The sequence below is a fragment of the Burkholderia alba genome, assembly GCF_034721475.1.
Lineage (GTDB): Bacteria > Pseudomonadota > Gammaproteobacteria > Burkholderiales > Burkholderiaceae > Burkholderia > Burkholderia alba.
In genome coordinates this window covers 86,734-110,097 of the sequence record NZ_JAWJWL010000020.1, presented here as the reverse complement: position 1 = coordinate 110,097, position 23,364 = coordinate 86,734, and the positions used below count along the sequence as shown (strand labels likewise).

The following is a 23,364-nucleotide window of genomic DNA, read 5'->3' as shown; positions in this document are numbered from 1 at the left end:
CCCGCCGGGGGCGGCTCCGCATCAGCCACGCTGCCGCAGCGTGACCACGCTGGCCGAACCGCTCGGGCCGGCAGGACCGCTCGGGCCGTTGACGCCGGAGGCGCCATCCGGCCGCCCCGCCCCCGCCGGCCCGCCGGGGCCGCCCGCGCCGCCGAGCCCGCCCAGGGACGGCTTCGCATCGACGATCACGCTACCGTCCGGGCTCATGCGTTCGAAGTAGACCTCCACGAGCGAGCCGTTGCCTCCGGCCCCCCCCGCGCCCCCCGCTCCGCCCGGACCGCCTGCCCCGCCCTGCGCATCGCCGGTGCTGCGGCCGCCCGCGCCGCCGCGGCCGCCGCGGCCGCCGCGGCCGCCCTCGCCGCCGTGGGCCACCACGGTGAGACGGCCGGAGATCAACCCGACGTTCACGACGCCTGCCGGTGCGTGGTCGCCGCGGCCGCCATTGCCCGCGTTTCCACCGGTTCCCCCCGAGGAGCCCACCGGGCCATCCCGCCCGGCGGGCCCGTCACCGCCCGCCGCCCCGTCCACCCCTCGCCCGCCGACGAACGTGAACTGCGAAGACGCCTCGCCGGTCGCGCCTTGCAACAGACCGATATTTCCGACCAGCCGGGCCTTGACGTCGAAGCAGGCACCCGGCTCGAGCACGACGCTGCCGGCGACGAGATGCAGCGCATGCCCTTCATCGGCCTCCAGCAGCAAACGATGACCCGGCCGCACCAGGATGCTCTCCACGGCGAAATAGGCGTCCATCCGCCGCGCATCGAGCCCGAGGCTGGGCAGGTTGCTGGCCGCTTGCGTCCGGGACGACCAGGCGACGCGCAGTACGCCGTCGTCCGTCGACGCGCTGTCGAGCACGCCGCGCACGACCTGCCCCGGCGCAATGCCGCGCTGCGCGAGCGCGCGGCCGAACAGCGCATGCGCCTCCGCGGGCAGCGCGGCAGCCACCGACAGATCGGCCATCGTGGCCTTGACGCCGCGCGCGGCGGACACGCCGGGATTGAGCAGCGCGATGTAAGTGCTGATCGCGTGGTAGCTGTTGCCATTGGCGGGGTCGGCATCCCCGCCGGTGAGCGAGACGAGATCGCCGACGCCGAATACCGTGCCGTTGAGCATGAACTGCGGCACGACATCCGCGAGCCGAGCGACCAGAAACACCGACTTCGCCGGCACGGTTGCCTTGAAGAAACGCGTAAACGTCAGAAGCGCGAACGGCGGCGGCCCGAACGCATAGACCTGGGCGGGCGCGGGCGCGCCGCTCGGCGGATTCTGCGTCATGTCCAGCATCGCGAGACTCGCCAGATTGCCGCCCGCGTCGTGACCGCACAGCAGCAGCTGGCGGACGTCGCCGGACAGCTTATTGCGCCCGGCCTGAATGGCCGCCGCGAGCTTGCCGCGCAGCACGTCGTAGAGCAGGCCGATACCCTGGCCCACGCCCGCGTCGGACGGCGCGCCCTTCAGCCACCCGGGGTAGTAGACGCTGGCATCGGCCACCCGCTGGACAAGCTCCAGCTCCGACACGGCGCCGCGAAAAGCCAGCGCGATCCTGCCGCCTGCGGGATCGGCGAACACCGCGCCCCAGGTCACGCCATCCGCCGCGATGTCGGCTGCGTAGACCCACGGCGCCGGCGGCGCGACCGTGCTGCCCGGATGCTGAAAGCGCTGATAGGCCAGCGCGCACAGGATCGAGAGCGGCGCGGCGGTCTGCGGCGCATATTCGGCGGGCGTGGCCCGCACGGCGAATCCGGCGTAATCGCGCAAGCCGTCCGCCTCGGCGCAATTCGCGCAGCACGGCTGCCGGACGTAGGAGCCAAACCCGAGCGCCCGGCCATAGAACCACGCCGTGCGCTCCGCCCATGGCGCATCGTAGGTCGGCACGGCGGCCTGGAGCGTCTGCGTCCGTCCGATCGGCACCAGTGCCGTACTGCCACTCTGGGTCGGGGCCGACGGAAAGAAATCCACGCCGCTCGCGTTGACGGTATAGGCCGTCGGCAACGCGGCGTCGAAAGCGCTCGCGAAGCCCGCATCGCAAAACGCGGGAGACGACAGCGCGTACACGGCGATGTCGGTCACCGGCGACAACTGCGACGGGCCCCAGACATTGCCGGGCGCGGCATATGCCGCCGCCATCTGCGCGAGCGGGCCGCCGACCGTCATGCCGGCAAACGCCACCGGGTATTGCTTCGCGAATACCTGCAGCCTCCCGACCTCGATCAACGCGTCCCGCAGAGCAGACTGCACGCCGTCCCATTGCGTGAGGTAGCCCACCTGTACGCTGCCCGCGATGGCGGCGACGGACACCATCAGCGTCTCGTGGATGCGGGATACCGCGCACTCCAACGCGCAAGCGTGGTGCGTCGGATCGGCGGCGGCGAGCATCTCGCGCACCTGATCGAGCAATTGCTGGCCGGCAACGCGCGTTTCGCCGACGGCCGAGCCGGAGACGGGACAGGTGGCGAGCCAGTCGTCGAGGGCGCGGCGAAACGCCTCGCTGTTGCGCCGCATCCGCTGCGGAAGCGCGAGCACCCGGCGCAGTTCGTCCTGTCGATGCCACTCGTGCAACGGCTTCGAGAACGTGCGCAACTGCTTGTGCAGCGCCAGCGTATGCGCGGCGAACACCCCCTCCCCGCTCGCAGGCAGACCCGCGGTAACGGGTGCCAGCCGGAGTCCGTCCGGCCTGAAATTCATGGTGAACTGGTCCCACGTGCAGCCCATCGCCGCGACGGCCACGACCTCGCCGTTGGACGGCAGGTTGCCCACGACGATATAACCCTGCGCGCCGTACCACATGTCGCTGAAGGTTCGCGCGACGCTCCAGCCGGGCGGCGGATTCACGTTGTCGAGACTCGACCCCGCCTGCTCGGCCAGGCTCGCCATCAACGCGGCATCCTGCGCGCTGTAAGAAAAAATGCTCATATCCGCGACCGGGTTGATCGGAGCGCCGCCCATCCCGACCGCGCATGGCGCAACCGGACCGCGCGCCGTGTCATTGCATCGATGACACGCCCCGCCACAGCAATGGGCGGCAGCGCCGAGGGGCAAGAAGGCCCTTCATTCAGGACACCAGAAGCTCCGTTTGCTTGGCGGTCACGACGATCTTGCCGGGGCTTCCGGGCGCGCCGTTCTGACCCGGAACCCCGCCGGGACCGGGCAAGCCCGCTTCGGCCCGCGTCTGCGGCTCGCCCTGGACCAACTCGTTCAACCCGCCGGTGCCGCCCAATCCGCCGGTCCCGCCCGGACCGCCTTGCCCGCCCGCGCCACCGATCGACGACGGTGCGATGTGGCCGCTCTGGTTCTCGCAACTGTAGTAGACGTAGACATCGCCGCCGTTGCCGCCCGGCGCACCGTTGCCGCCGTTGCCGCCCGCGCCGCCATTGCCGCCCGCCCCACCGTCGGCCGGTTGGACGCAATGCTGGGTCAGGCACGACGCCTGCGGAATCTGGCCCGCGTTGCCGCCTGCGCCGCCCGGGCCGCCGTCTCCACCTCGCGCACCGGCCCCGCCGGTGCCGCCGACGCTCAGGATCGTGAGCGTGCCTTTCAGCGTGCCGCCCAGGTAAATCACGCACTGCGGCGCGGACGTGCCCGTGATGCCCGCCGTCCCGTTGCTCGCCGCGCCGCCGGTTTGGCCAGGCGTGCCGTTGCCCGACGGATAGCAGACGCGATCCACATACCTGCCGGGCAGTCCGTCTTCGCCGGCCAGCCCTGCCGCGCCGTTGCTACCCGGACGGCCAGCACCCGAAGGCCCCACGCTGACGGTAATAACGGGCGTAGTCATTGCGCCTCCCATTCAAGCAGTGCGACACGTGTCCTCTGGATGATGCTCAGTTGGCAAGGACTGCCTGGACTACCGGGCGCCCCGGCCGAACCGGGATTGCCGGGACTGCCGGACGCGCCCGAGCCGGACCCGCCCGTGCCGCCGGAGCCCGCGTTGCCTCCCACGCCCGCGCCGCCGCCGCTTCCGCCAGGCGCGCCGGTCGGCGTCGTTCCGGTCCCCCAGATAATGCTGCCGTCGAGGGTGCCGTAGATCACCGTCACCGTGGTGCCGTCACCGCCGGTGCCGCCGTTGCCGCCGTTGCCGCCCTGACCGCCGTTGCCGCCCGTGCCGCTGCTCGTGGCACCGCAGTCGCGGTTGGCCGACGCGCCGTTGCCGCCGCTTCCGCCGCCGCCCGCTTTGCCGCCGTTACCGCCCGCGCCGCCCGCGCCGGCTGATGTCATGATGGAGAGCGTGCCTTTGATGGTGGCAAAGGTCGCCGTGATCCCGACGGCAGGCGAGCCTTTGCCGCCGTCGCCGCCCGTGCCTCCGTTGGTGCCGTTACCGCCTCTGCCGCCCGCCGTTCCGGCACTGCTGCATTTTCCTTTGCTGTCGGCGGTCCCGGACTGGCCCGCGGCACCGTTGCCGCCGGACGTGCCCGGCGCACCCGGCTGGCCGGGGTTGCCCGGAGCGGATACCGAACCGATCGTAGGAGGGTTGCTCGTACTCATGTGGCGTTCCCCTCTCAGGACAGAATGTTGAACACGCCGACGTTGAACGTCACCTCGGTATGCACGAGGATCTGGCCGCCGGGATAGACGGTGATCGAATTCGCGTTGAAGGCCACCGGCCCCGGCCCGTTGATCACCAGCGGATTGCCCGGCGTCACCACCACGTCGCCCGCGTTGAGCACCGATCCTTCCAGCGGATAAGCCAGCGCGTTGATGATCGGCTCCCAGTCCTTGACCTTCGCCGAATTTCCGGTGAGGTACGTTCTCGCCGCGCGATCGACATTCGCCAGCGTCTCGGCGTCGAGCGCGTCCTGCAGACGGCATACGTCGCCGGCATGCTGCTTGGCCGCGGCGAGCGCCGACTGCGGCGGCGGCGACGGATAGTCGATATGGCCGTCGCCGTGGTTTTCCTTCGTGTAGTGATGGTCCGGCACGCCGCCGAGACGCTTCATCTCGGCAATGTCCTTCACGACCCGCACTTCGCCGGGCACGTCCGCGCCGCCGTCGGGATGACCGCACCGGACGGCGCGTCCCGCTTCGTTGCGGGCATGCTGCCCGGTGTGGAGCGACTTGCCGTCCAGGTCGGCCAGCGTCTTGCCGTAGACCTTGAGACGCGCTTCAAGAATTTGTGCCTCGGTACTCGTTAAAGTCACCATGCAAACCCCCATGTGCTCGTGAAGTGGCTGGCGAGACGATCCTCGCCGGCGGGTAAGGCCGTGCCTCGGCGCCAATGCGCGCATCAGCAAAGGATTCCAAACAGAACAGGCGAACAGCAACCATCCGGGCGCCCCGGCATGTAGCGAATGCGACTTCGTCATCCCGCGCGCGCATCCGCATCGAAACGACGAGCGGGCAGCGCCTTCGTCAAGGCAAGCACCAGGCAGCGCCTCGCGCCGCCAGTCCGGCACAAGACGGCGCGATAACCACGCATCGTCCGGCATCGGCACATCGCGGCCCCGAGGATGCGGGCCGGCGAATGCCGTCCGCGACCGTGGCTCCGCGCCGCGTCCCAAGCACCGCCGGTTGCGAATGCAGCGTCGAAGTCACTGCTCCGGAGCGCCGGATCGACGATGATTTCCCAATTCTTATTGATTAGGTTAGCGAAACAATTAATGTGGATTTCCACACCTTTTCGTTGACTACGTATTCGCTTCGATCCGTACGCGGACGTTCGGCCGGCGCCGTCACGCGCCGATATATCGAAACGACATCCGTTGAACTGAGCCGCGCCGCTGATTCGGTGTACGCGAAAAGAATCACGTGACGAACCGCTCACACCGCACGCGCAGCGAGATGCAAACAGCACCACCTTATGTTTGTCGTGTTTGCCCGGAAGCGCGAGCGCTTGAGGCGAACAATGTGGGGCCGATTCTAGTCGTGCCCTGAAAAAAGCGTCAACCTACCAGAATGAGCAGGTTGTCGGATGGGGCCGCCGTTCTCTATAAAGGCGGGCAACCCATCGCGACGGCATGGACGGTATTCGTCGCGGCATGTCGGGATACGCATGGGCGTCACCGGCGATTTGCGACGAGCGAATGTCGCGCGGCGCCTCTTTGTCGACGAGCGGGATTTCGGATTGTCCTGCGAGAGGGAACGGCATGAATTTGAAGCTGAAATCTTCGCTGCATTGGCTCCGAAAAAACATCGCGTTGTACAACGCGGCCTATCTGTTCATTCCGTTCTTCGATCTGTTTTGCGGGGGACGCAGGCGGCCGGTATTCTTCGACATCGATCGCACCTATCCGTCGCTGCGGTGTCTCGACCGCCACAAGGAAGAAATCCGGAGCGAGCTGGAAATGCTTCTGCCGAGTCAGGATCAGATGCCGAAGTATCACGAGCTGGATACGGATCTGATTCATGCATCGGGACGCTACCAACGCGACCGGCGCTGGAACGTCTTCATGCTGTTCAGTTACGGCGTCAGGCCGGAGTCCAACCGCGCGCTCGCGCCGCGAACCACCGCGCTGCTCGATCAGATCCCCAATCTCGCGCAGGCCTTCTTCTCCATCCTCGACCCGGGCAAGTCGATCCCCGCGCATTCGGCGCCCACCCGTTCCTACATCCGCTACCACCTGGCGCTGCGCGTACCCGAGAACAATCCGCCCTCGATCCGGGTGAAGGATCAGGTCTATACGTGGAAGACGGGCGAAAGCATGATGTTCGACGACAGCTGGAATCACGAGATCATCAACCACAGCGACGGGATCCGCGCGATCTTGCTGGTGGACGTGTTGCGCCCGATGCCGTGGCCTGCCCGCTGGCTCAATCGGCTCTTCTACTGGATGGGTTGCCGCTGGTATGGGCCGCGCATCGGAAAAGCGGCGGCGAATTTCGTGGTGCGGCGGTAGGCGTGTTGCCTTCGTTCTCGCGGAACCCGGCCGCCGGCGCCGCGCGGGCGATCTCCCCGCGGCTTTCCGGGCCGGCCGTTCACACGCGGACCTGGTCCGCGCGGCGATGCGGGCCGAGCGTCAACCCGTCGACGATTCCGGCCAGATGCGCAAGCACCTGTGCTCTGTGGCTATTGATGAAGAAATGCCCGCCGTCGAACATCCGGACGTTCAGCGGCACGTTCGAGTAGTGCTGCCATTCGCCGAGCTCGGGTGCCCAGACCAGTTCGTCGTCGCGCCCGCTGAGCGCATGGATCGGCACCGGCAGCGCGCGGATCTCGGCGAACCACGTCTCGCGGCTTTGCAGATCGGCGCGAACGGTCGGCAGAAGCATGTCGATAAACCCCTGGGCGTCCAGCATGCCGCGCGGCAGCCCTTCGAGCAGATTCAGCTCGCGCACGAGTTCGTCGCGCGGCAGATCGTATAGCCGGCAGCGGCGGCGCGACGGCAAATGCGGCGCCGCGCATCCGGACACGACGAGCGCGCGCGGCGGCGCGCCCGCATCGGCCAACCGCTTCGCCAGCTCGAGCGCCAGCACGCCGCCCATGCTGTGGCCGTAGAGGACCAACGGAGCGTCGAGGCGGGCGCCCAGGCCGCCCATCACATCGTCGGCGAGCGCATTCATCGTGCAGAGCGGCGCCTCGCGAAAGCGCGCGCCACGCCCCGGCAGCTCGACTGCGCACACCTCGACGTCGGCGGGCAGCGACGCATGCCAATTGCCGTACACGGAGGCGCTGCCGCCCGCGTACGAACAGCAGATCATCCGCAGGCGAGGCGCCGCGACCGGCTCGAAGATCATCAACGGCGAGCGTTGGGCGACGCGGGCGGCGCTTGAATTCATCGATCGAAGCTCTCGTGGGGGAAGAAAGGACGCCTCTCTACTGCGGCAGGTCCGCGTGGCGGCGCTCGCGCCAGACCGCTTCCATGCGCGCCGCGATTGCCGGCAGCTGGTCCGGCGTCACGCTATAGCGCACCGTCCGCATCGCGTCGCGCAGGATCGGCAGCTCGAATACGCCCTCTCCCTGCGGCTCGATACCGAGGCGTACCTTGATCCGGTTCGCGCCGGCGTTGTCCGCGGGGGATTCGAAGCGGATCGCATCGAGCGCAAAGCGCTCGAAGAATGCGCGCATCGCCTTGACGTAAGACACCACCCCGATACCGAGCCGGCGGTGCTCCGCATGCCAGATGTGCGCATGCATCACGCCGCTCGCATAGCGGCCCGGCGGCTCGCCCTCGCGCGGCACGAGGTGCGTCAGCTCGTGTACGCCGACCGTCCGCCCCCTCAGCTTGATGCTCAGGATCGCGTTCTGCGGGTGTGCGGAGCGGGCGTCGCGTTCGATATTCAGCGCCAGCATGTCGCCCATCTGACGGCGGCCGGGCAGCTTCGACGGATCGACGCCCATCGCGATCAGATGGCCGTCGCCGCCGTCATACCAGTACGCGAGGAACCCCTCGATGTCGGCGCCGGTAAAAGGCGCCACCTCGATATCCGCGATCTCCGTCACGCCGACCTCCGCTCCATCGTTGATAAGCCGCCCGAGCGTCGGGCACCCGGCTCGGCAGAGCCCGCCTCATCGCTCGGCAAGCCGGCGCACGCTTTCCGCCGCCATCATGCAGACAAGCCCGCGCACTGACAGCTGTAGTTTTTTGCAGGTTCAAATCGTTTGCGCGCCCGACGATATCGCCTCAAAATGTTCCACATTCGATCGTCCTGAACCAGGGTGTCGCGATGTACCCGCGCGACCTCATCTGCCGGAGATCATCGGTCATCCGAACCATCCTTCGCGACGACCGCGTGACAATCGGATCACTCGTCCGATCCGCTCTCCCTGCGTTGCCCGTCGTTGGGCGCGCACGGCTGGCGCACGTATCGCACCGCCCACGGTCACTTGCCGTCGAGCGATCCGAGCCGCTCTACCCGGAAGTCTCCCTGCCGCCTATCCGCGATTCCCGATGCGGCAATCCGTCCATGTTTGAAGGCCACGGCCGTTTCCTGCACGATGCGTCCCGCGCATCCCCGCGAAACCCGTCGCGCACAAACAAGGAGGTTCCAAATTGGATCTGAAACCGGCGAGGGTCACGGCGTCGGCGCACGCCGGCTCGTCCGCATCGTTCGACGGATATGTCCGCATACCCGCGAGCCGGCTCGCCCTGGCGAACCTGAGCCTGCTGTGCGCGGGGTCGGACGAGAACACGCTGGCCGATGCGTGGGACATAGGCCTGCCCGCTTGTCACGCGGGCTACTGCGAGTGGATCGACACGCAATGGCGCCCGCCCATCACCTTCGGCTGGTGCTGGTTCGTCGATCCGCAACGCGTCTACCGGATGCTGCCCCACAGCGTCACGGGCAACGTGATGATCGTCTGCACGAAAGGCTACGATCTCGGTCCCGCCGATACCGCGCGCTACCTCGAGGCGTGGATTCGCACGCTGTCCTGGAGCGCCAGCGTCAGCGCGCACGTCGCGCTGCCCGACCTGTAGAAACTTGCAGTTTCGACGTACTTATCGATCGACTCTAATGGGACGTCCCTTGGAGCACGCCCATGCAAGAAACGACGATCGGAAGTGCCGCGCAATTGTCACCTGCATTCGTCGCGGCGCTCGCCTCCTACCGCCATTCGATCTTCATCGAGAAGCTCGGCTGGCAGTTGCCGACGATCGACGGCCAGGAGCTCGACCAGTTCGACCGCATGGATACGGTCTACGTGGTCGGACGCGGCGAGAACGGCTCGATCTGCTCGTGCGCGCGCCTGCTTCCCACGATCCGCCCCTATCTGCTGGGTGAAGTGTTTCCGTCGCTGATGGGCGAAATGCCGGTGCCCCACGCGCCCGATATCTGGGAAATTTCGCGCTTTTCGTCCTACATCCTCGGCGCGGATTCCACCGCGCTCGAGCGTGCGCACCGCAACACCAAGGTGCTGCTCGCCGAGATCGTGCGGTTCGCCGCGTCGGCCGGCGTCCGTCGCCTCATCACCGCATCGCCGCTGGGCGTCGAGCGTCTGCTGAAGCGTCTCGGGGTGCACGCGCACCGCGCCGCGCCGCCCAGGCAGATCGACGGCCAGCTCGTCTTCGCGTGCTGGATCGAGATCGACGAGATCACCTGCGCCGCGCTCGCCGCCGATGCGCCGCCACGCATCACCCCAAGTTGACGCACGGCGCGCCGGTTCATCCGCCAGGCGCGCACCGCGGCCGCAGGCGGCCCGGCTTCAATCCGACTCCCCACTCCACATCGAACCTGTCGACGGCATGCTGAAAGAGATGATTCCGAGTTTCGACGGCCGCCCCCTGAATGTGTTCTACACGGGGCTGTCGCCCGATCGGCCGAACGTCGTGCTCGCGCTGCCGTTCGGCGTGCGGCACGCGATCGCCGATCAGTTCTACGCGGCACTCGCGCCGCACGTGAATCTCATCACCTGGGAATCGCGCTTCGTGCTCGATCTGCGGGCCGACGCATCGGAAGACGGATTCGACGTCGACTATCACGTCCACGACCTCGTGCGGGTGGCGTCGCACGCGAACGCGCTGCTCGGGCGCGACGGCCCGACGGACGTGATCGGCTATTGCTCGGGCGCGGGCATCGGCTTGCTCGCGGCCACGCGCCACCCCGACCGTGTGCGACGGCTCGCGCTGGTGTCCGGTGAATTCATGCTGCCGCCGTCGATCTGCAAGCAAAGCGGATTCCAGCGCGAAGTCGACGTGCTGCTGCCGACCGCCGCCGCCAGCAAGGACATGGCGCGCATGCTGTACGACAAGATTTCGTCGGGACGCAGCGCGCCGCAATCGGAATTCCACGACTATATTTCGTTGCCGTTTTCCAGCGCCGATTACCTGCATCGCTACGGGTTGAACTACGTCGCGTACCGGCGCGTCGATTTCCTCAGCGAAGCGCGCGACGTCGCGCAACCCACGCTCGTGTTGGCCACGCGGCACGACCGGCAGGTCACGCTGGAAAGCGCGCACATCATTCGGGCCCGCCTGCCCGCCGCGACCGGCGTGCTCGAGGTCGACGGGGATCACTACGAGCTGTGCCGCGCGAACCCCGGGATCACGAACGAACTGCTGCACTTCTTCGAGCCGGAGCGCATCCGATTGGGAGTCATGCAATGAGCTACCCCACCGTCGACCGCATGTTCGCGGCGCAAGCACAACGCACGCCCGAGCGCGTCGCGCTGATCGGCGCGACAGCGCGGCTCACCTATCGCGAGCTGGATCTTTGCGCGAATCGCTTCGCTCGCCGTCTCGCGCGACACGGCGTGCAGCCGTTCTCGCGGGTGCTGCTGTGCCTGCCGCGCTCGGTCGACGCCGTGATCGCGATGCTGGCCGTCGCGAAGCTCGGCGCGACCTTCATCCCGCTCGACCCGAAATATCCCGACGCGATCAAGCGCACGTATGCGCAACAAAGCGGTGCGCGGCATGCGCTGACGAGCGGCGCCGCCGAAGCCGCGCTGCGCGACGCCGGCCTTGCCGTCATCGAGAGCATCGACCTGGCGAATCCGGCAGGCGAACACGACGACAGCCCGCTTCGACCGCCGTCGCACACCGCCGATGCGCCGCTCTACATCATGTTCACGTCGGGCAGTACCGGCAAGCCCAAAGGCGTCGTGGTCCCGCATCGCGGCGTGGTCCGGCTCGTCGATCGCCCGAACTACATCGAGATCCGCGCCGACGATGCGTTCCTGCTGCTGTCGCCGATCACCTTCGACGCATCGACATTCGAGATCTGGGGCCCGTTGCTGAACGGCGCGCGGCTCGTCGTCTACGAAGACGCGATATTCGATCCCAACGCAGCGGCCGCGCTGATCCGGCAGGAGCGCGTCAGTGTGATGTGGCTCACCGCCGCGCTGTTCCATCTCGTCGTGCGGCGCTACCCGGACATGTTCGCCGGCGTGCGCGTGCTCCTGGCGGGCGGCGACGTGCTGAACGCGGCGGCGATCAACCAGGTGCTCGACCGGTTCGAGGACATCACCGTGATCAACGGCTACGGTCCGACCGAAAACACCACCTTCACCTGCTGCCACGCGATGACACGGGCGAACCGGCCGGCCGGCAGCGTGCCGATCGGCATCGCGATCACCGGCACCCAGACGCACGTGCTCGACGGCGACGTCGACGACCTGACGCCCGTCGCGGACGGCGAGGAAGGCGAACTCTATGCCGGCGGCGCCGGCGTCTCGCTGGGCTACCTGGATGCGCCGGACACCACGCGCGCCGCATTCATTCCCGATCCGGCCGGCGCGGGGCTCCTCTATCGCACCGGCGACATCGTGCGCCGCCGCGCGGACGGCACGCTCGAATTCGTCGGCCGGCGCGACCGGCTGACGAAGATCCGCGGCTACCGCGTGAGCCTCGACGAAGTGCAGGTGCTGGTCTCGCGCGTACCCGGCGTCGAGGAATGCGTGGTGCAGGTTCACGAAGACCCGAACGGCGAGAAAACGCTGACGGCCACGGTCCAGTCGCGCGAGCAGCGGCCCGATCTGTCCAGTTTCATTCGCGGCGAACTGCGCAAGCTGGCGCCGCCCTTCATGATTCCCGACGCCATTTCCGTTTGCGCGCAGCTGCCGCTCAACGCGAACGGCAAGGTCGATCGGGGTCGTCTCGCAGGTAACGCCCTTTGACACGCGGAGAGCACCATGGCCGACAAGATTGACATCACCGACATGATCGCGACGACTTGCAGGGACGCGCTCGGCTTCGCCGATCTGCGCTCCGACGAGGACTTCTTCGATCGTGGCGCCAGTTCGCTCACGATCGTGGAGCTGCAGATCCAGATCGAGCAGAAAGTGCAGTTACAGGTCCCGACCAGCAAGCTGATGGCGGCGCCGTCGATCGACGGCTGGACCGGCCTGTATCGGGTAGCGGCCGCCGAGCTCGTCTGACAACGCGCACGGCATTCCATCGGAGGCCGTTTCGTGGGTGCGAGGCGGATCCATCTCGACGATTTGATCAGGAGCATAGCGATGCAGGATTTTCGACTGACCCCGCAGGAAATCGCCAAGTTTCGCGAGCAGGGCTACCTCGGCCCGTTCACGCTCTATTCGCCGGAGGAAGCACGCGAGCGTTACAAGGAAATTCGCGCGCAGCTGTTCGATCGCGAATACGCGATCTACGACCTGCCGCCGACGAGCCCGATCGCCAACTACGATCGGCATCTCGACGTGAATCTGCTGAGCGAGCACATCGGCCGTCCGGAAATCGTCCAGCGCCTGAATTCGATCCTCGGCCCGGACCTCGTCTGCTGGCGCTCGGAGATGTTTCCCAAATATCCGGGCGATGAAGGCACCGACTGGCATCAGGCCGACACGTTCGCGCATGCGTCGGGTCAGCCGCAGATCGTGTGGCCGGGCGACCAGCGCTTCGGCGGCGCCGTCACCGTCTGGACCGCGCTGACGGAGGCGAGCGAGGAAAACGGCTGCCTGCGCTTCGTGCCCGGTACCCACGAGGAGATGTTCTACGACGAATCGAAGAAGATGGAATTCGACCCGGCGCACATCAACGCCCTCGAGAAGGACGGCATCAAGCGCGGCTTCTTCGGCTACGACTACCGCAGCCTGCAGAAGGATCCGGACTGGAAGCCCGACGAGAGCAAGGCGGTGTCGATGGTGATGAAGCCGGGCCAATTCGTGATCTTCTGGTCGACGCTGATGCACTCGTCGTTCCCCAACTCGACCACGGACAGAACCCGTCTCGGGTACGCGAGCCGGTACGTACCGGCCGCGGTGAAGGTCTACCCCGACACCGACAGCGTCGACGAGTACGGCAGCAAGATCAGCCTCGACAAGTTCGGCGTCGTGCTGGTCTCGGGCGAGGACCGCTTCGGGCACAACCGCCGGGTCGAGCAGAACGCCCGAGGCTTCCACTTCACGCGCCAGCCGACGTATGCCTGATCGCCCGCGAATCGCGACCTTGCAACCGACGGGCGACGCCGCGCGCCGCCCGTCCTACCCGATGCGAACACCATGGCAAATCACACCGAGATCCCTCATGTCCAGCGCGTCGATCAGGTCGTCGTCGCGGTCGTGGCCGACGTGCTCGGCCGCGACCGCGTCTCGCCCGACGACGATTTCTTCCTGCTGGGCGGTTCGTCGCTTTCCGCGGCGCTGGTGAGCACGCAGCTCGAAGGGCGGCTCGGGCTGGAAGTGCCGCTGCGCCTGCTGTTCGAAAACCCGTGCATCCGTGTCTTCACCGACAAGTTGGTCGATTCGATGAACGTCGCCGCGCGATAGCAGACGCGGTCAGATCCGGATTGCCGCATTGCAGGAGGACTGTCTTTTGAACAAGTACTATCACGCCGAAATCTATGATTTCGACAAGCAGGTCGAGCGCAGCGACCTGACGCTCGCCGAAGCGGCGCTGTTGATTCGCGATCGCAAGGCCGCGGCGGTGCTCGTCGATCTGGTGAAGCCGGACGAACTCGACAAGTGGTGGGACGACAGCGCCTTCCCGCCGATCACGCAGCATCAGAGTTTCGCCGGCGCGGGCAAGTCCGGGCTCGCGATCGGGCCGACGCAGCGGCTCGTGAACGAGCAGCTGATTCCCGGGCTCATCGATTACTTCTCGTATGCGGGGCGCTCCAACGATTCGCTGCGCCGCACCGAATTCGTCAGGCTCTGCGAGCGCGAGCTGGGCGCGAGCGCCGTCCAGGTCGGCGCCTGGGGCGAGCTGCCGCTCGTATCGAAACGCGAATACCAACCGGTCGAGCACGGCCTCTTCAGCGTGCCGCCGCATTGCGACGCGATTCATTTCGGCCGCGAGCCGCACAACTGGCCGATCAAGGAAGGGTACGACGAGGGGTTCGACCAGATCTCGATCTTCCTGTCCGTGAAGGATGCGGAAAACGGCGCCGGTCTCGTGATGTGGGATTACCGGCCGGCCACGCGCCCCGAGCTGGACGAGCTGATGAGCGAGTTCACCCGCACCCGGCGCATCGAGCGGCTCGAACAGGTCCGCAGCGTTACGATCAAGGGCCGTCCCGGCCAGTTGAACATCCTCAACACGCGCGTCATGCACGCCGTCGAGCAATGCCGGACGATCCGCCAGACGCTCGGCTCGTTCCTGGTCTGGCACGACGGGCAATGGCGGATGTTTCACTGATGCCGGCCCTCGATCCGCCGCGCGGCGGCGATGCGCCGCATCACCGGCTCGAGGCGGAGCTTGCCGCATTCGAGCGCACGGCCGCCGCCGGCTCGATCGGCGGCGCGGCCATCGAACGGCTCGAACGGTACGGATTCGTCGTGCATCCGCGCGGTGCGGCGCCGGCCGAGGGCGGGCCGATCGACCTGCTGTTCATGGCGCTCACGCACGGCAACGAATATGCGGGGCTGCCGGTGCTCAACGCACTCTGCCGGTATCTGTCGAGCGGCGCGCTCGCGCCCGCGTCGTCGATCGGCTTCCTGCTCGGCAATCTCGATGCCGCGCGCGCCGGCACGCGCTTCGTCGAACGGGACCTGAACCGGACATTCGGCCGGGTCCAGTCCGATACGGCGGACGATCGCCGCGCGCGCGAGCTGGAGCCCTCGATGGCGCGCGCCCGCTATTGCGTCGATCTGCACCAGACGATCGAGCCGTCCGATTCGCCGTTCTTTGTCTTCAATTACCAGGAATCGAGCCTGCGGCTCGCGCACGCGGTGGCGCCCGACGTCCCCGTCGTCACGCATTGGGGACGGCCGTTCTCGGATGCGTCGAGCGGCGGCTGCACGTCGGACGAATTCATCCAGCGCGCGGGCGGCGTGGCGCTCAGCATCGAACTCGGCCAGAAGGGCTTCGGCCTGTACCAGATCGCGGCCGGCGTGCGCGTATGCCTGGAAGCGATCGCCGCCGTCGACGGCATCGGCGGCGGCATGCCGCTCGCGCCGCTGAGCGCGTGCGCGAATCCGATCTATACCTGGGCAGTCATCGTCCCCTATCCCGACGGCGAAGTCAGGCTCGACGCCGGACTGAGGAATTTCCAGCCGGTCCGGACCGGGCAACGCCTGGGCCTACGCGACGGCGCACCGCTCGTCGCCGCGAAAAACGGCCTGCTGCTGTTTCCGAAATACCGCTACTCCGAATCCGAACCGAAGCCGGCCGAGCTTTACCGCGTGCTGCGGCAGCCGGTCCTTTCCGAACTGGGCCAAGGCGATTGCCTTGTGCCGCGTCACTGATTTTCCAGTCTTCGTGGAGGCATCATGCAGGATACTTATTCGGCTCACCTGATGCGCTTCGACGCCCCCCCGCGCGTCGAGCGCCTGACCCTGGCGGCAGCCATCAACGCGCTCGACGCCGACGAGGCCGATGCCATCGTCATGGACATCGTGCCGGAGGACGAATGGGAAACCTGGTGGGACGACGAAGGTTTCTCCAGCTCGCCGTTCACCAAGAACGCGCACCACGCCGGGATCGTCGCCACGTCGGTAACCCTGGGCCAGCTGCAACGCGAGGAAGGCGACAAGCTCGTGTCGAAGGCAGCGGAATACTTCGGCATCGCCTGCCGCGTGAACGACGGGCTGAGACGCACCCGCTTCGTGCGCCTGTTCGCGGACGCGCTCGACGCGCAGCCGTTGACGATCGGCCACGAATACGAGGTCGAGTTTCTCCTCGCGACACGGCGGGTCTATGAGCCCTACGAGGCGCCGTTCAATTTCGCGCCGCATTGCGACGACGTGAGTTACGCGCGCGATTTCACGAACTGGCCGATGAAGCAGTCCTATCCGCGTCAGCTGGGCGGGTTCCTCACCATTCAGGGTTCGGAGAACAACGCCGGCATGGTGATGTGGAACAACCGTCCGTCATCGCGCGCGGCACTCGACCGGATCAACCACGAGTACCGCGAAACCGGCGCGATCGCCGAGCTCGAGCGCGCATCGAAGATCGTCCTCAAGCCTCAGCCGGGACAATTGACCCTGTTCCAGAGCAAGAACCTGCACGCGATCGAACACTGCTCGTCGACCCGCCGGACCATGGGCCTGTTCCTGATCCACCAGGAACAGGGCTGGCGATTCTTCGATTGAGACGCGGCGTCCGCGCGAATCTTCCCGGCCGGCACGGCGCATTCGCCTGACGGCCTTTTTTCTCATTCGGCGGCGCTGCGCGTCCCGTCCCGATCCACACCAGGTGCCAACCATGAACGATATCGTGCTTGCGATGCGCGCCCGCGGCATCAAATCCTCCGCGGTGCGCGAACTGCTGGAGTTCAGCAAGATGCCCGACGTCATCTCGCTCGCCGGCGGCATTCCTGCGTCCGACCTGTTCGACATGGACGGGATAGACAGCGTCCTCGGGGAGATCCTGCGCAGCGAGCATCGCCAGTTGTTCCAGTACGGGCTGACCGAGGGCGAGGTCGATCTGCGTCGGCAGATCAGCCACTGGGCCGGCGCGCAGGGCATTCCCGCGCCGTGGGATTCGATGCTGATCACGTCGGGATCCCAGCAGGGGCTCGACCTGGTCGCGCGCGTGCTGCTCGACCATGGCGACCGCGTACTGGTCGAGCGGCCGACCTATGTCGCCGCGCTCCAGGTCTTCCAGTTCGTCGGTGCGCAAGTTGACGGCATCGCGGGCAGCCCCGACGGCCTCGATCTCGACCAGGTCGAGCACGAACTTCGGCGCGGAGGGGTCAAGGCGATTTACCTGACGCCGAATTTCGCCAACCCGACCGGCTATACGATGCCGCTCGCGCAACGCACCCGCCTCGTGGAGCTGGCGCAGCGGTACGGCGCCGCGATTCTCGAGGACGATCCGTACGGCCAGTTGCGCTTCAGCGGCGATCCGATCCCGAGCCTGCTGTCGATCGCGGCCGCGCAGCCCGGCGGCAACCGCACGGTCTGCTATCTGTCCACGTTCTCCAAGGTGTTCTCTCCCGGCGTGCGGGTCGGCTGGCTCGTGCTGCCGCCCGCGCTGCTCGCGCCGACCGCCGTCGCCAAGCAGGCGTTCGATCTGCATACGTCGACGCTCACGCAGAACGTCGTCGCGCGCTACCTCGCGTCGGGCCGCCTGCCCGCGCGTCTCGACACGCTGCGCGCCGGCTATCGCGCGCGGCGCGACGCATTGACGGGCGCGCTGCGCGAAGCGTTCGGCGACGATCTGCGCTTCAACGAGCCCGAGGGCGGCATGTTTCTCTGGTGCCGCTTCGCGAACCCGGTGCCGGCCGAGCGGGTGCTCGACGCCGCGATCAAGGAAAAGGTGGTGTTCGTGCCCGGCGCGGCGTTCTATGCAAGCGATCCCGAACGCGACACGCTGCGCCTGTCGTACTCGATGCTCGGCGAACAGAATGCGCGGGAAGCGGCGCATCGGATGAAACGCGCGTGGGACGTGGTGGTGAAAGGCTGAGCTTTCGCTGCCTCAGCGCCGTCGTCCAGGCGGAGAACAGCGCGACGCAGAATACGACCGCGAGCGTGTCTCGCGCAGCGTGCGGCGAGTGCGCGAGCTTCGCCGGAAGCGGACGCACCACGAAGCGCGCGAGCAGCGCGGCGAGCGCAAGATTTCATTTGCTCGGCATCGAGATCGCCGGGATCGGACGGACCTGGGCACGCAGCATGAACCGGATCAGCGGTGCGGTCAGCGCCGTGGTGACGAGCGCGAACACCACCAGTATCGTATAGACCCGGGTCGGCAGAATGTGCATCTGCAGCCCGATCGACAGCACGATCAATTCCATCAGTCCGCGCGTATTCATCAGCGAGCCGATCAGGAACGCATCGCGCGGAACCTGTCCCATCGCGCGCGCGCCCAGGTAGCTGCCACCGAACTTGCCGGCGAATCCGCCCGCCAGAAACACCGCGAACCATAGCCAGTCCGTGGCGCCCGTGATCGTGCCGAGCGACACGTGCAAGCCGGCGTAGGCAAAGAATACCGGCATCAGCACAAGCCGGACGAATCCCTCGACATGCGCTTTCCACAGTTCCGCGAGACCCGGCACGCTGCGCAGGAACAGCGCGGCGGCGAGCGCGCCGAACGCGCTGTGAAAGCCGATGAGCGCCGTCGTCCAGGCGGAGAGCAGCACGACGCAGAACACGACCGCGAGCGTGTCTCGCGCAGCGTGCGGCGAGTGCGCGAGCTTCGCCAGAAGCGGACGCACCACGAAGCGCGCGAGCAGCGCGGCGAGCGCAAGATAGATGAGCAGGCTGCCCATCGCGTGCAGGAACGTCCAGCCCGGCCCGCTCGACAGCGACACGATCATCGCGAGCAGCAGCCAGCCGAGCGCATCGGTGATCATCGCGGCCGAAATCGCGAGACTCGCGCCCGGATGCGCATTGAGACGGAGATCGTCGACGATGCGCGCCATCACGGGCACGGCCGACACGGCCAGCGCAACGCCGCAGAACAGCACATAGGCGAGCGTCGGCGCATCGGCCGCGAGCGCGGACTTCGACGCGATCGCGACGGCCGAGCCGATCGCGGCGGGCACGCAGAGTCCGGCGACGGCAATCGCCATCGGCGCACGCCAGCGCCGCCAGCCTCGTCCGCTGTCGAAATGGAGATGCAGACCGACCTGGAACATCAGCAACACGAGCCCCATCTCACCGACCTGCGCCATGCCGGTCGACGCCGACGCGCCGAACAGCGCATCGTAGAAACTCGGCGCGACCAGGCCGAACACCGACGGCCCGAGCAGCAGCCCCGCGGCAATCTCGCCCACGACCGCGCATTGGCCCAGCCGTTCCGCCAGCCGGCCGCAGAGATTGCAAAGCGCGATAACGAGCACGAGTTGCAGCAACCAGGTGGTCATGAGGTGCCTCCAGAAGGCGCCGGGCGAATCGAACGGATTGCTCGGCCGGCGTGCCGTCATCCGCGCAATGTGCGCAGCGGGACGGCAAGCGGGTGCGGTGCGCGTCGACCGGCGGCACGATGCGGCGGAGATGCCGGCGGCCGTGCCGATCAGAAAGCGCTTGTCGATTCCGATGCTATCAGCGCAACGAAACGCGGCGATACTGGAAGGACCTACAGGCAGGGCGGGACATCGCGGAGGGAAACCGCGTTCATGCGGCGCGATCGGCGGCGCTGATCGCGCGCTCGCCATGCGCGCCAGGCGCATTCAGAAAACTGCTGCGGATGAATTTCGCCATTTCCTCGGCGAGGGGCGTAACGCCGGACGGCGACATGTGCAGCGTGATCGCGAAGTCGGGCAGCTCGGGGAGCCCCGCGAGCGGCGACAGGATCTGCAGCTCGGGCGGCACGGTCGACACGAGCCATGCGGTCACGGCCATGTCCATCCGCACGGTCGCGCGGGTCGCCTCGATGTCGCCGTTTTCGAAGACCGTCCGCCACGTGACGCCATGCTTGCTCAATGCATCGAAGAGGACCGGGCGAAACACGCACACGTCGCTGACGACCGACACCGCCAGCGGCCGCTTCATGTAGGCGCCGCCGCCGCGCGCGCCCACCCATGCGAGCGGCTCGCGACGCAGACACTCCCCGCCCGATTCGCCCGCCGTTTGCTCGACAATCGCGACGTCGACCTGGCCGTCGCGCAACGCGTCGATCAATTCACCCGACGCGAGGCTCACGAGCACGATCTCGACATGCGGATAGCTTTGCGAGAACGCCTTGAGGATGCCGGCCAGATAGGTACCGACGAGGTCGGGCGGCGCACCGACGCGGATCGTGCCGGAAAACGCGACGCCGGTCATGTCGACCCAGATCTGGTCGTTCAGACGGACGAGCCCTTCCGCCCGGTCGAGCAGACGCTCACCCGCCTCGGTCAGCTTCAGCCGCCGCTGGTTGCGGTCGAACATCTGCTGGCCGAAACACGCCTCGAGGCGTTTGATCTGCTGGCTGATCGCCCCCTGCGTGAGATGCAGCGCGTGCGCCGCCGCCGTCATGCTCGAACAGCGCGCGACGGTAACGAACGTTCGCAACAGGCTCGTATCCAGATTACGGGGCATGGGGACAGTATCGCATTAGCAATGCTAATGTTTGCCATTATAAACATTCCATACCCCGTCACGACAAAGGCTCTTAGAGTCATGTTGAATATGGATTTTATTGTCGCTGAAGTACGCGAGGCATACGGTCGAAGTGTCTTCCCGGAGGTCGTCCCGCCATGTCCGAGATGCTGTTCTCCCTGATTCTGTTTGTGATCGTCGCGACCATCACGCCCGGTGGCGCCACCACGCTCGCGACGGCGTCGGGCACCCAGTTCGGCTTCAGGCGCAGCGTTCCGCTGCTGGGCGGCATCGCGATCGGTCTCGCGTCGCTCTCCGCCATCGCGGCGGCCGGACTCGCGGGCCTGCTGCACGCGGTTCCCGCGCTGCAGCTGATCATGAAGGTCGGCGGCTCCGCCTACCTGCTCTGGCTCGCCTGGAAGATCGCGTCGAGCGGCGCGCCGAACGCCAATGCGAAAACATCGCAATCGCCCACCAGCTTCGTAGGCGGCGCGCTGCTGCTGTGGCTCAACCCCAAAGGCTGGGCGATGGCGCTCGGCGCCGCTGCATCGTTCGCCGCGTTGACGCCGAATCCGCTGAGGCTCGCCGCTATCCTGGGCAGCGCATTCGGTATCGCGGCCATCGTGTCGCTGGTGCTGTGGTGCATGGCGGGCGTCGTGCTGAGCCGTGCGCTGCGCACCGAACGCCACTGGCGAATCGCGAACGTCACGCTGGCGGTGCTGCTGGCGCTGTCGATCGTACCGATCTGGATGGATTGACCCCGATCGGGCGCTCCGTTGCGCGCCCGACGGTTCAAGTGCGGGCGACGGCTTGCAGGTCGCCCGAAACGAATCATCAATACGCTACGAATAACAACAGTCGGTCATCTCGCAATCGAACCGGCGACGAACACGCTATGCGTTGCGGATTCACGCAACAGCCGGCCGGCTCGGGCACGTTCAGCGATCCGACACGTGCCTGTCCGGATTCCAGAGTGAAGTGAGCGCTCGGCCGCCCGTTTTGTTTCGACAAGCAGAATGTAGCGGTCCGGCTCGTCGCTGGCTCGACGCCACGCACTTCTTGCCCCCGGTTCATGAGTCGGGCCTCGCGCCGTTCGGCGCGGGGATATCTGACATGGCGCACGGCAATCTCACGCACGCCATGCCGCAACGAGGGATTCACATTTGCCGCGTCATGCGGCGTACGACAACAGCGATAACCGACAGGCCAGTCGGTTAATACACTGGCATTTCCGTTCGAAATCCAATCGCCTGAATATCGGGAACGCGTTGCAGATGGCCGTCCTGGCTCGCCAATAATCCGCCAAGAACGTCCCGCCGGCAGCTATTGCACGACAACCGGATATTCATTCGCATGGCGCTCGCAAACAATCCGGCCTACGGGATTTATCTCGCCTGAAAATCAGTGGCCGTATTCACTGAATACACAAATCGGGGATTTTTCTTTTCCATCTTGGAGTGGCATGCCTGCGCGTTAAAGCCATATCGGCTAATCGCCACAATGGAGACTGCTGTGGATGCATGGAGAGAGGAAGTCATGACCGCGCTGTCGCGTGCGGAGGATTCGGACGCGATTTTCGCCATCGTTGCCCGCTTTGCCAGATCGCTGAATTTCGACTTATGTTCGTACGGCTCACGAGATCCGCTACCCGTGACCCGTCCCACGTACAGCATGTGGAGCACCTATTCCGATGCCTGGCAACAGCGTTACCTGAGGGAAAACTATTTCGCGCGCGACCCGGTCGTGCGTTACGGCCTGATCTACACGTCGCCGCTGATCTGGCCCGTCGATGCCCGCGCGGACGAGGCATTCTGGCGGGAAGCGAAAGCACACGGGCTCGCGCACGGCTGGTCGCAGCCGATTCGCGACAAGCATGGGCGCATCGCGATGTGGAGTTTCGCGCGCGGCGCCGAGGCCATTACCGAGGTGGAGATGGCCGCCGGCGAAAGTCAGTTGATCTATCTTGCCCACGCCGCGCATGCGGCAAACACCCGTCTCGGAACCGCACCCGGGCCGGGGGCCAAGATGAATCAGTTTACGGCGCGGGAAAAGGAGGTGCTGCAATGGGCCGCCGACGGGAAAACCGCGATCGAGATCGCGTCGATCCTGTCGATCTCGGAGAGAACGATTACCTTCCACATGCAAAACATCATGGAGAAGCTCAATTCGGTCAACAAGACGCAGGCTATCGTTAAAGCGGTATTGCTGGGGGTGATCTATTGATCGCGCCTCTTATAGGAAATAAAAAAACGCACTCCACATTGAAAAACACATAATCGACGAAATTGTATTGAATCGGTGAATGTCGGGTGTTGGCCGGGCGTCCGTGGTTGGGTGGGTCACCATGCTTCCCGGTACGATGCGACGAGCTTGCGGCACCGGGAATCCGTTGAGGGGACGTACTTCGTAGCAAATCCGCTGCGAAGTACGCCGTTGCTTCTTTTGCGATTTCGATCTTCATCGACAAACCGCTTCACAACACGGAACGGCAAGAAACAAAAAACCCGCGTCAGCTCAATGCTTGACGCGGGTTTTAGGGCTTCCGGTACTTCTCGAAGCTAGATTTTGGTGCCGGCTGCAGGACTCGAACCCGCCACCTGATGATTACAAATCAACTGCTCTACCAGATGAGCTAAGCCGGC

General features: G+C 66.4%; 22 protein-coding genes and 1 tRNA gene. 14 read left to right on the top strand and 9 right to left on the bottom strand.

Translation table 11 applies throughout. The features are described from left to right. Window positions 1-21: 21 nt before the first annotated feature. The 4 genes from RZR99_RS22440 to RZR99_RS22425 all read right to left on the bottom strand — a co-directional run bounded on the left by RZR99_RS22440 (window position 22) and on the right by RZR99_RS22425 (window position 5,420). A complete protein-coding gene (locus tag RZR99_RS22440) occupies window positions 22-2,913 on the bottom strand; it encodes a lipase family protein (protein WP_323121965.1) in 2,892 nt (963 codons plus the stop codon). Between the two features lie 139 nt (window positions 2,914-3,052). Continuing rightward, window positions 3,053-3,772 carry a hypothetical protein gene (locus RZR99_RS22435; RefSeq protein WP_323121964.1) on the bottom strand — a complete coding sequence of 240 codons (720 nt, stop codon included), beginning with the start codon at window positions 3,770-3,772 and terminating at the stop codon, window positions 3,053-3,055. Continuing rightward, entirely contained in the window at window positions 3,769-4,479 is a 711-nt protein-coding gene (locus tag RZR99_RS22430) for a hypothetical protein (RefSeq protein WP_323121963.1), read from the bottom strand. Before RZR99_RS22430 ends, RZR99_RS22435 begins: the two co-directional genes overlap by 4 nt. Before the next feature lie 14 nt (window positions 4,480-4,493). Next, the gene (locus tag RZR99_RS22425; RefSeq protein WP_323121962.1) at window positions 4,494-5,420 is read right to left on the bottom strand and encodes a hypothetical protein; all 927 of its coding nucleotides are present in this window, start codon (window positions 5,418-5,420) and stop codon (window positions 4,494-4,496) included. A 657-nt stretch (window positions 5,421-6,077) separates the two neighbouring features. On the opposite strand from RZR99_RS22425, the gene RZR99_RS22420 reads away from it, so the two are divergent. Then, the gene (locus RZR99_RS22420; protein WP_323121961.1) at window positions 6,078-6,827 is read left to right on the top strand and encodes an aspartyl/asparaginyl beta-hydroxylase domain-containing protein; all 750 of its coding nucleotides are present in this window, start codon (window positions 6,078-6,080) and stop codon (window positions 6,825-6,827) included. Window positions 6,828-6,906: 79 nt separating this feature from the next. On the opposite strand, the gene RZR99_RS22415 is transcribed toward RZR99_RS22420, so the two are convergent. Together RZR99_RS22415 and RZR99_RS22410 are read right to left on the bottom strand one after the other, a co-directional pair. Continuing rightward, window positions 6,907-7,707 carry a thioesterase II family protein gene (locus tag RZR99_RS22415; protein WP_323121960.1) on the bottom strand — a complete coding sequence of 267 codons (801 nt, stop codon included), beginning with the start codon at window positions 7,705-7,707 and terminating at the stop codon, window positions 6,907-6,909. Between the two features lie 37 nt (window positions 7,708-7,744). Then, window positions 7,745-8,371, bottom strand: coding sequence for a hypothetical protein (locus RZR99_RS22410; RefSeq protein WP_323121959.1), 627 nt, complete (start codon window positions 8,369-8,371; stop codon window positions 7,745-7,747). A gap of 550 nt (window positions 8,372-8,921) precedes the next feature. On the opposite strand from RZR99_RS22410, the gene RZR99_RS22405 reads away from it, so the two are divergent. The 11 genes from RZR99_RS22405 to RZR99_RS22355 all read left to right on the top strand — a co-directional run bounded on the left by RZR99_RS22405 (window position 8,922) and on the right by RZR99_RS22355 (window position 18,167). Then, entirely contained in the window at window positions 8,922-9,347 is a 426-nt protein-coding gene (locus tag RZR99_RS22405) for a DUF4902 domain-containing protein (RefSeq protein ID WP_323121958.1), read from the top strand. 62 nt (window positions 9,348-9,409) lie between these two features. Next, window positions 9,410-10,015: an acyl-homoserine-lactone synthase gene (locus RZR99_RS22400; protein ID WP_323121957.1), complete on the top strand. Its 606-nt coding sequence runs from the start codon at window positions 9,410-9,412 to the stop codon at window positions 10,013-10,015. A gap of 97 nt (window positions 10,016-10,112) precedes the next feature. Then, window positions 10,113-10,973: an alpha/beta fold hydrolase gene (locus tag RZR99_RS22395; RefSeq protein WP_323121956.1), complete on the top strand. Its 861-nt coding sequence runs from the start codon at window positions 10,113-10,115 to the stop codon at window positions 10,971-10,973. Further along, entirely contained in the window at window positions 10,970-12,481 is a 1,512-nt protein-coding gene (locus tag RZR99_RS22390; RefSeq protein ID WP_323121955.1) for an amino acid adenylation domain-containing protein, read from the top strand. The genes RZR99_RS22395 and RZR99_RS22390 overlap by 4 nt, the downstream gene beginning before the upstream one ends. Before the next feature lie 15 nt (window positions 12,482-12,496). Next, a complete protein-coding gene (locus RZR99_RS22385; RefSeq protein ID WP_323121954.1) occupies window positions 12,497-12,742 on the top strand; it encodes an acyl carrier protein in 246 nt (81 codons plus the stop codon). Window positions 12,743-12,823: 81 nt separating this feature from the next. Then, on the top strand, window positions 12,824-13,750 hold the full coding sequence (locus RZR99_RS22380; protein WP_323121953.1) for a chlorinating enzyme: 927 nt from the start codon (window positions 12,824-12,826) through the stop codon (window positions 13,748-13,750). Window positions 13,751-13,822: 72 nt separating this feature from the next. Then, window positions 13,823-14,089: a phosphopantetheine-binding protein gene (locus RZR99_RS22375; protein WP_323121952.1), complete on the top strand. Its 267-nt coding sequence runs from the start codon at window positions 13,823-13,825 to the stop codon at window positions 14,087-14,089. Between the two features lie 46 nt (window positions 14,090-14,135). Then, a complete protein-coding gene (locus RZR99_RS22370) occupies window positions 14,136-14,957 on the top strand; it encodes a hypothetical protein (RefSeq protein ID WP_323121951.1) in 822 nt (273 codons plus the stop codon). Further along, entirely contained in the window at window positions 14,939-16,006 is a 1,068-nt protein-coding gene (locus tag RZR99_RS22365) for a succinylglutamate desuccinylase/aspartoacylase domain-containing protein (protein ID WP_323121950.1), read from the top strand. The genes RZR99_RS22370 and RZR99_RS22365 overlap by 19 nt, the downstream gene beginning before the upstream one ends. Before the next feature lie 24 nt (window positions 16,007-16,030). Then, window positions 16,031-16,852 carry a hypothetical protein gene (locus RZR99_RS22360; RefSeq protein WP_323121949.1) on the top strand — a complete coding sequence of 274 codons (822 nt, stop codon included), beginning with the start codon at window positions 16,031-16,033 and terminating at the stop codon, window positions 16,850-16,852. 112 nt (window positions 16,853-16,964) lie between these two features. Continuing rightward, the gene (locus tag RZR99_RS22355) at window positions 16,965-18,167 is read left to right on the top strand and encodes an aminotransferase-like domain-containing protein (protein WP_323121948.1); all 1,203 of its coding nucleotides are present in this window, start codon (window positions 16,965-16,967) and stop codon (window positions 18,165-18,167) included. A gap of 154 nt (window positions 18,168-18,321) precedes the next feature. Here the strand turns inward: RZR99_RS22355 and RZR99_RS22350 are convergent, their stop codons facing one another. Beyond that, entirely contained in the window at window positions 18,322-19,566 is a 1,245-nt protein-coding gene (locus tag RZR99_RS22350) for a cation:proton antiporter (protein ID WP_323121947.1), read from the bottom strand. A gap of 250 nt (window positions 19,567-19,816) precedes the next feature. After that, on the bottom strand, window positions 19,817-20,722 hold the full coding sequence (locus tag RZR99_RS22345; RefSeq protein ID WP_323121946.1) for a LysR family transcriptional regulator: 906 nt from the start codon (window positions 20,720-20,722) through the stop codon (window positions 19,817-19,819). A 158-nt stretch (window positions 20,723-20,880) separates the two neighbouring features. Here RZR99_RS22345 and RZR99_RS22340 point away from each other — a divergent pair, with 158 nt between their 5' ends. Next, the gene (locus RZR99_RS22340; protein WP_323121945.1) at window positions 20,881-21,480 is read left to right on the top strand and encodes a LysE family translocator; all 600 of its coding nucleotides are present in this window, start codon (window positions 20,881-20,883) and stop codon (window positions 21,478-21,480) included. Window positions 21,481-22,258: 778 nt separating this feature from the next. After that, window positions 22,259-22,945: an autoinducer binding domain-containing protein gene (locus RZR99_RS22335; RefSeq protein ID WP_323121944.1), complete on the top strand. Its 687-nt coding sequence runs from the start codon at window positions 22,259-22,261 to the stop codon at window positions 22,943-22,945. A gap of 343 nt (window positions 22,946-23,288) precedes the next feature. Here RZR99_RS22335 and RZR99_RS22330 read toward each other — a convergent pair. Further along, window positions 23,289-23,364: transfer RNA gene (locus tag RZR99_RS22330), tRNA-Thr, on the bottom strand.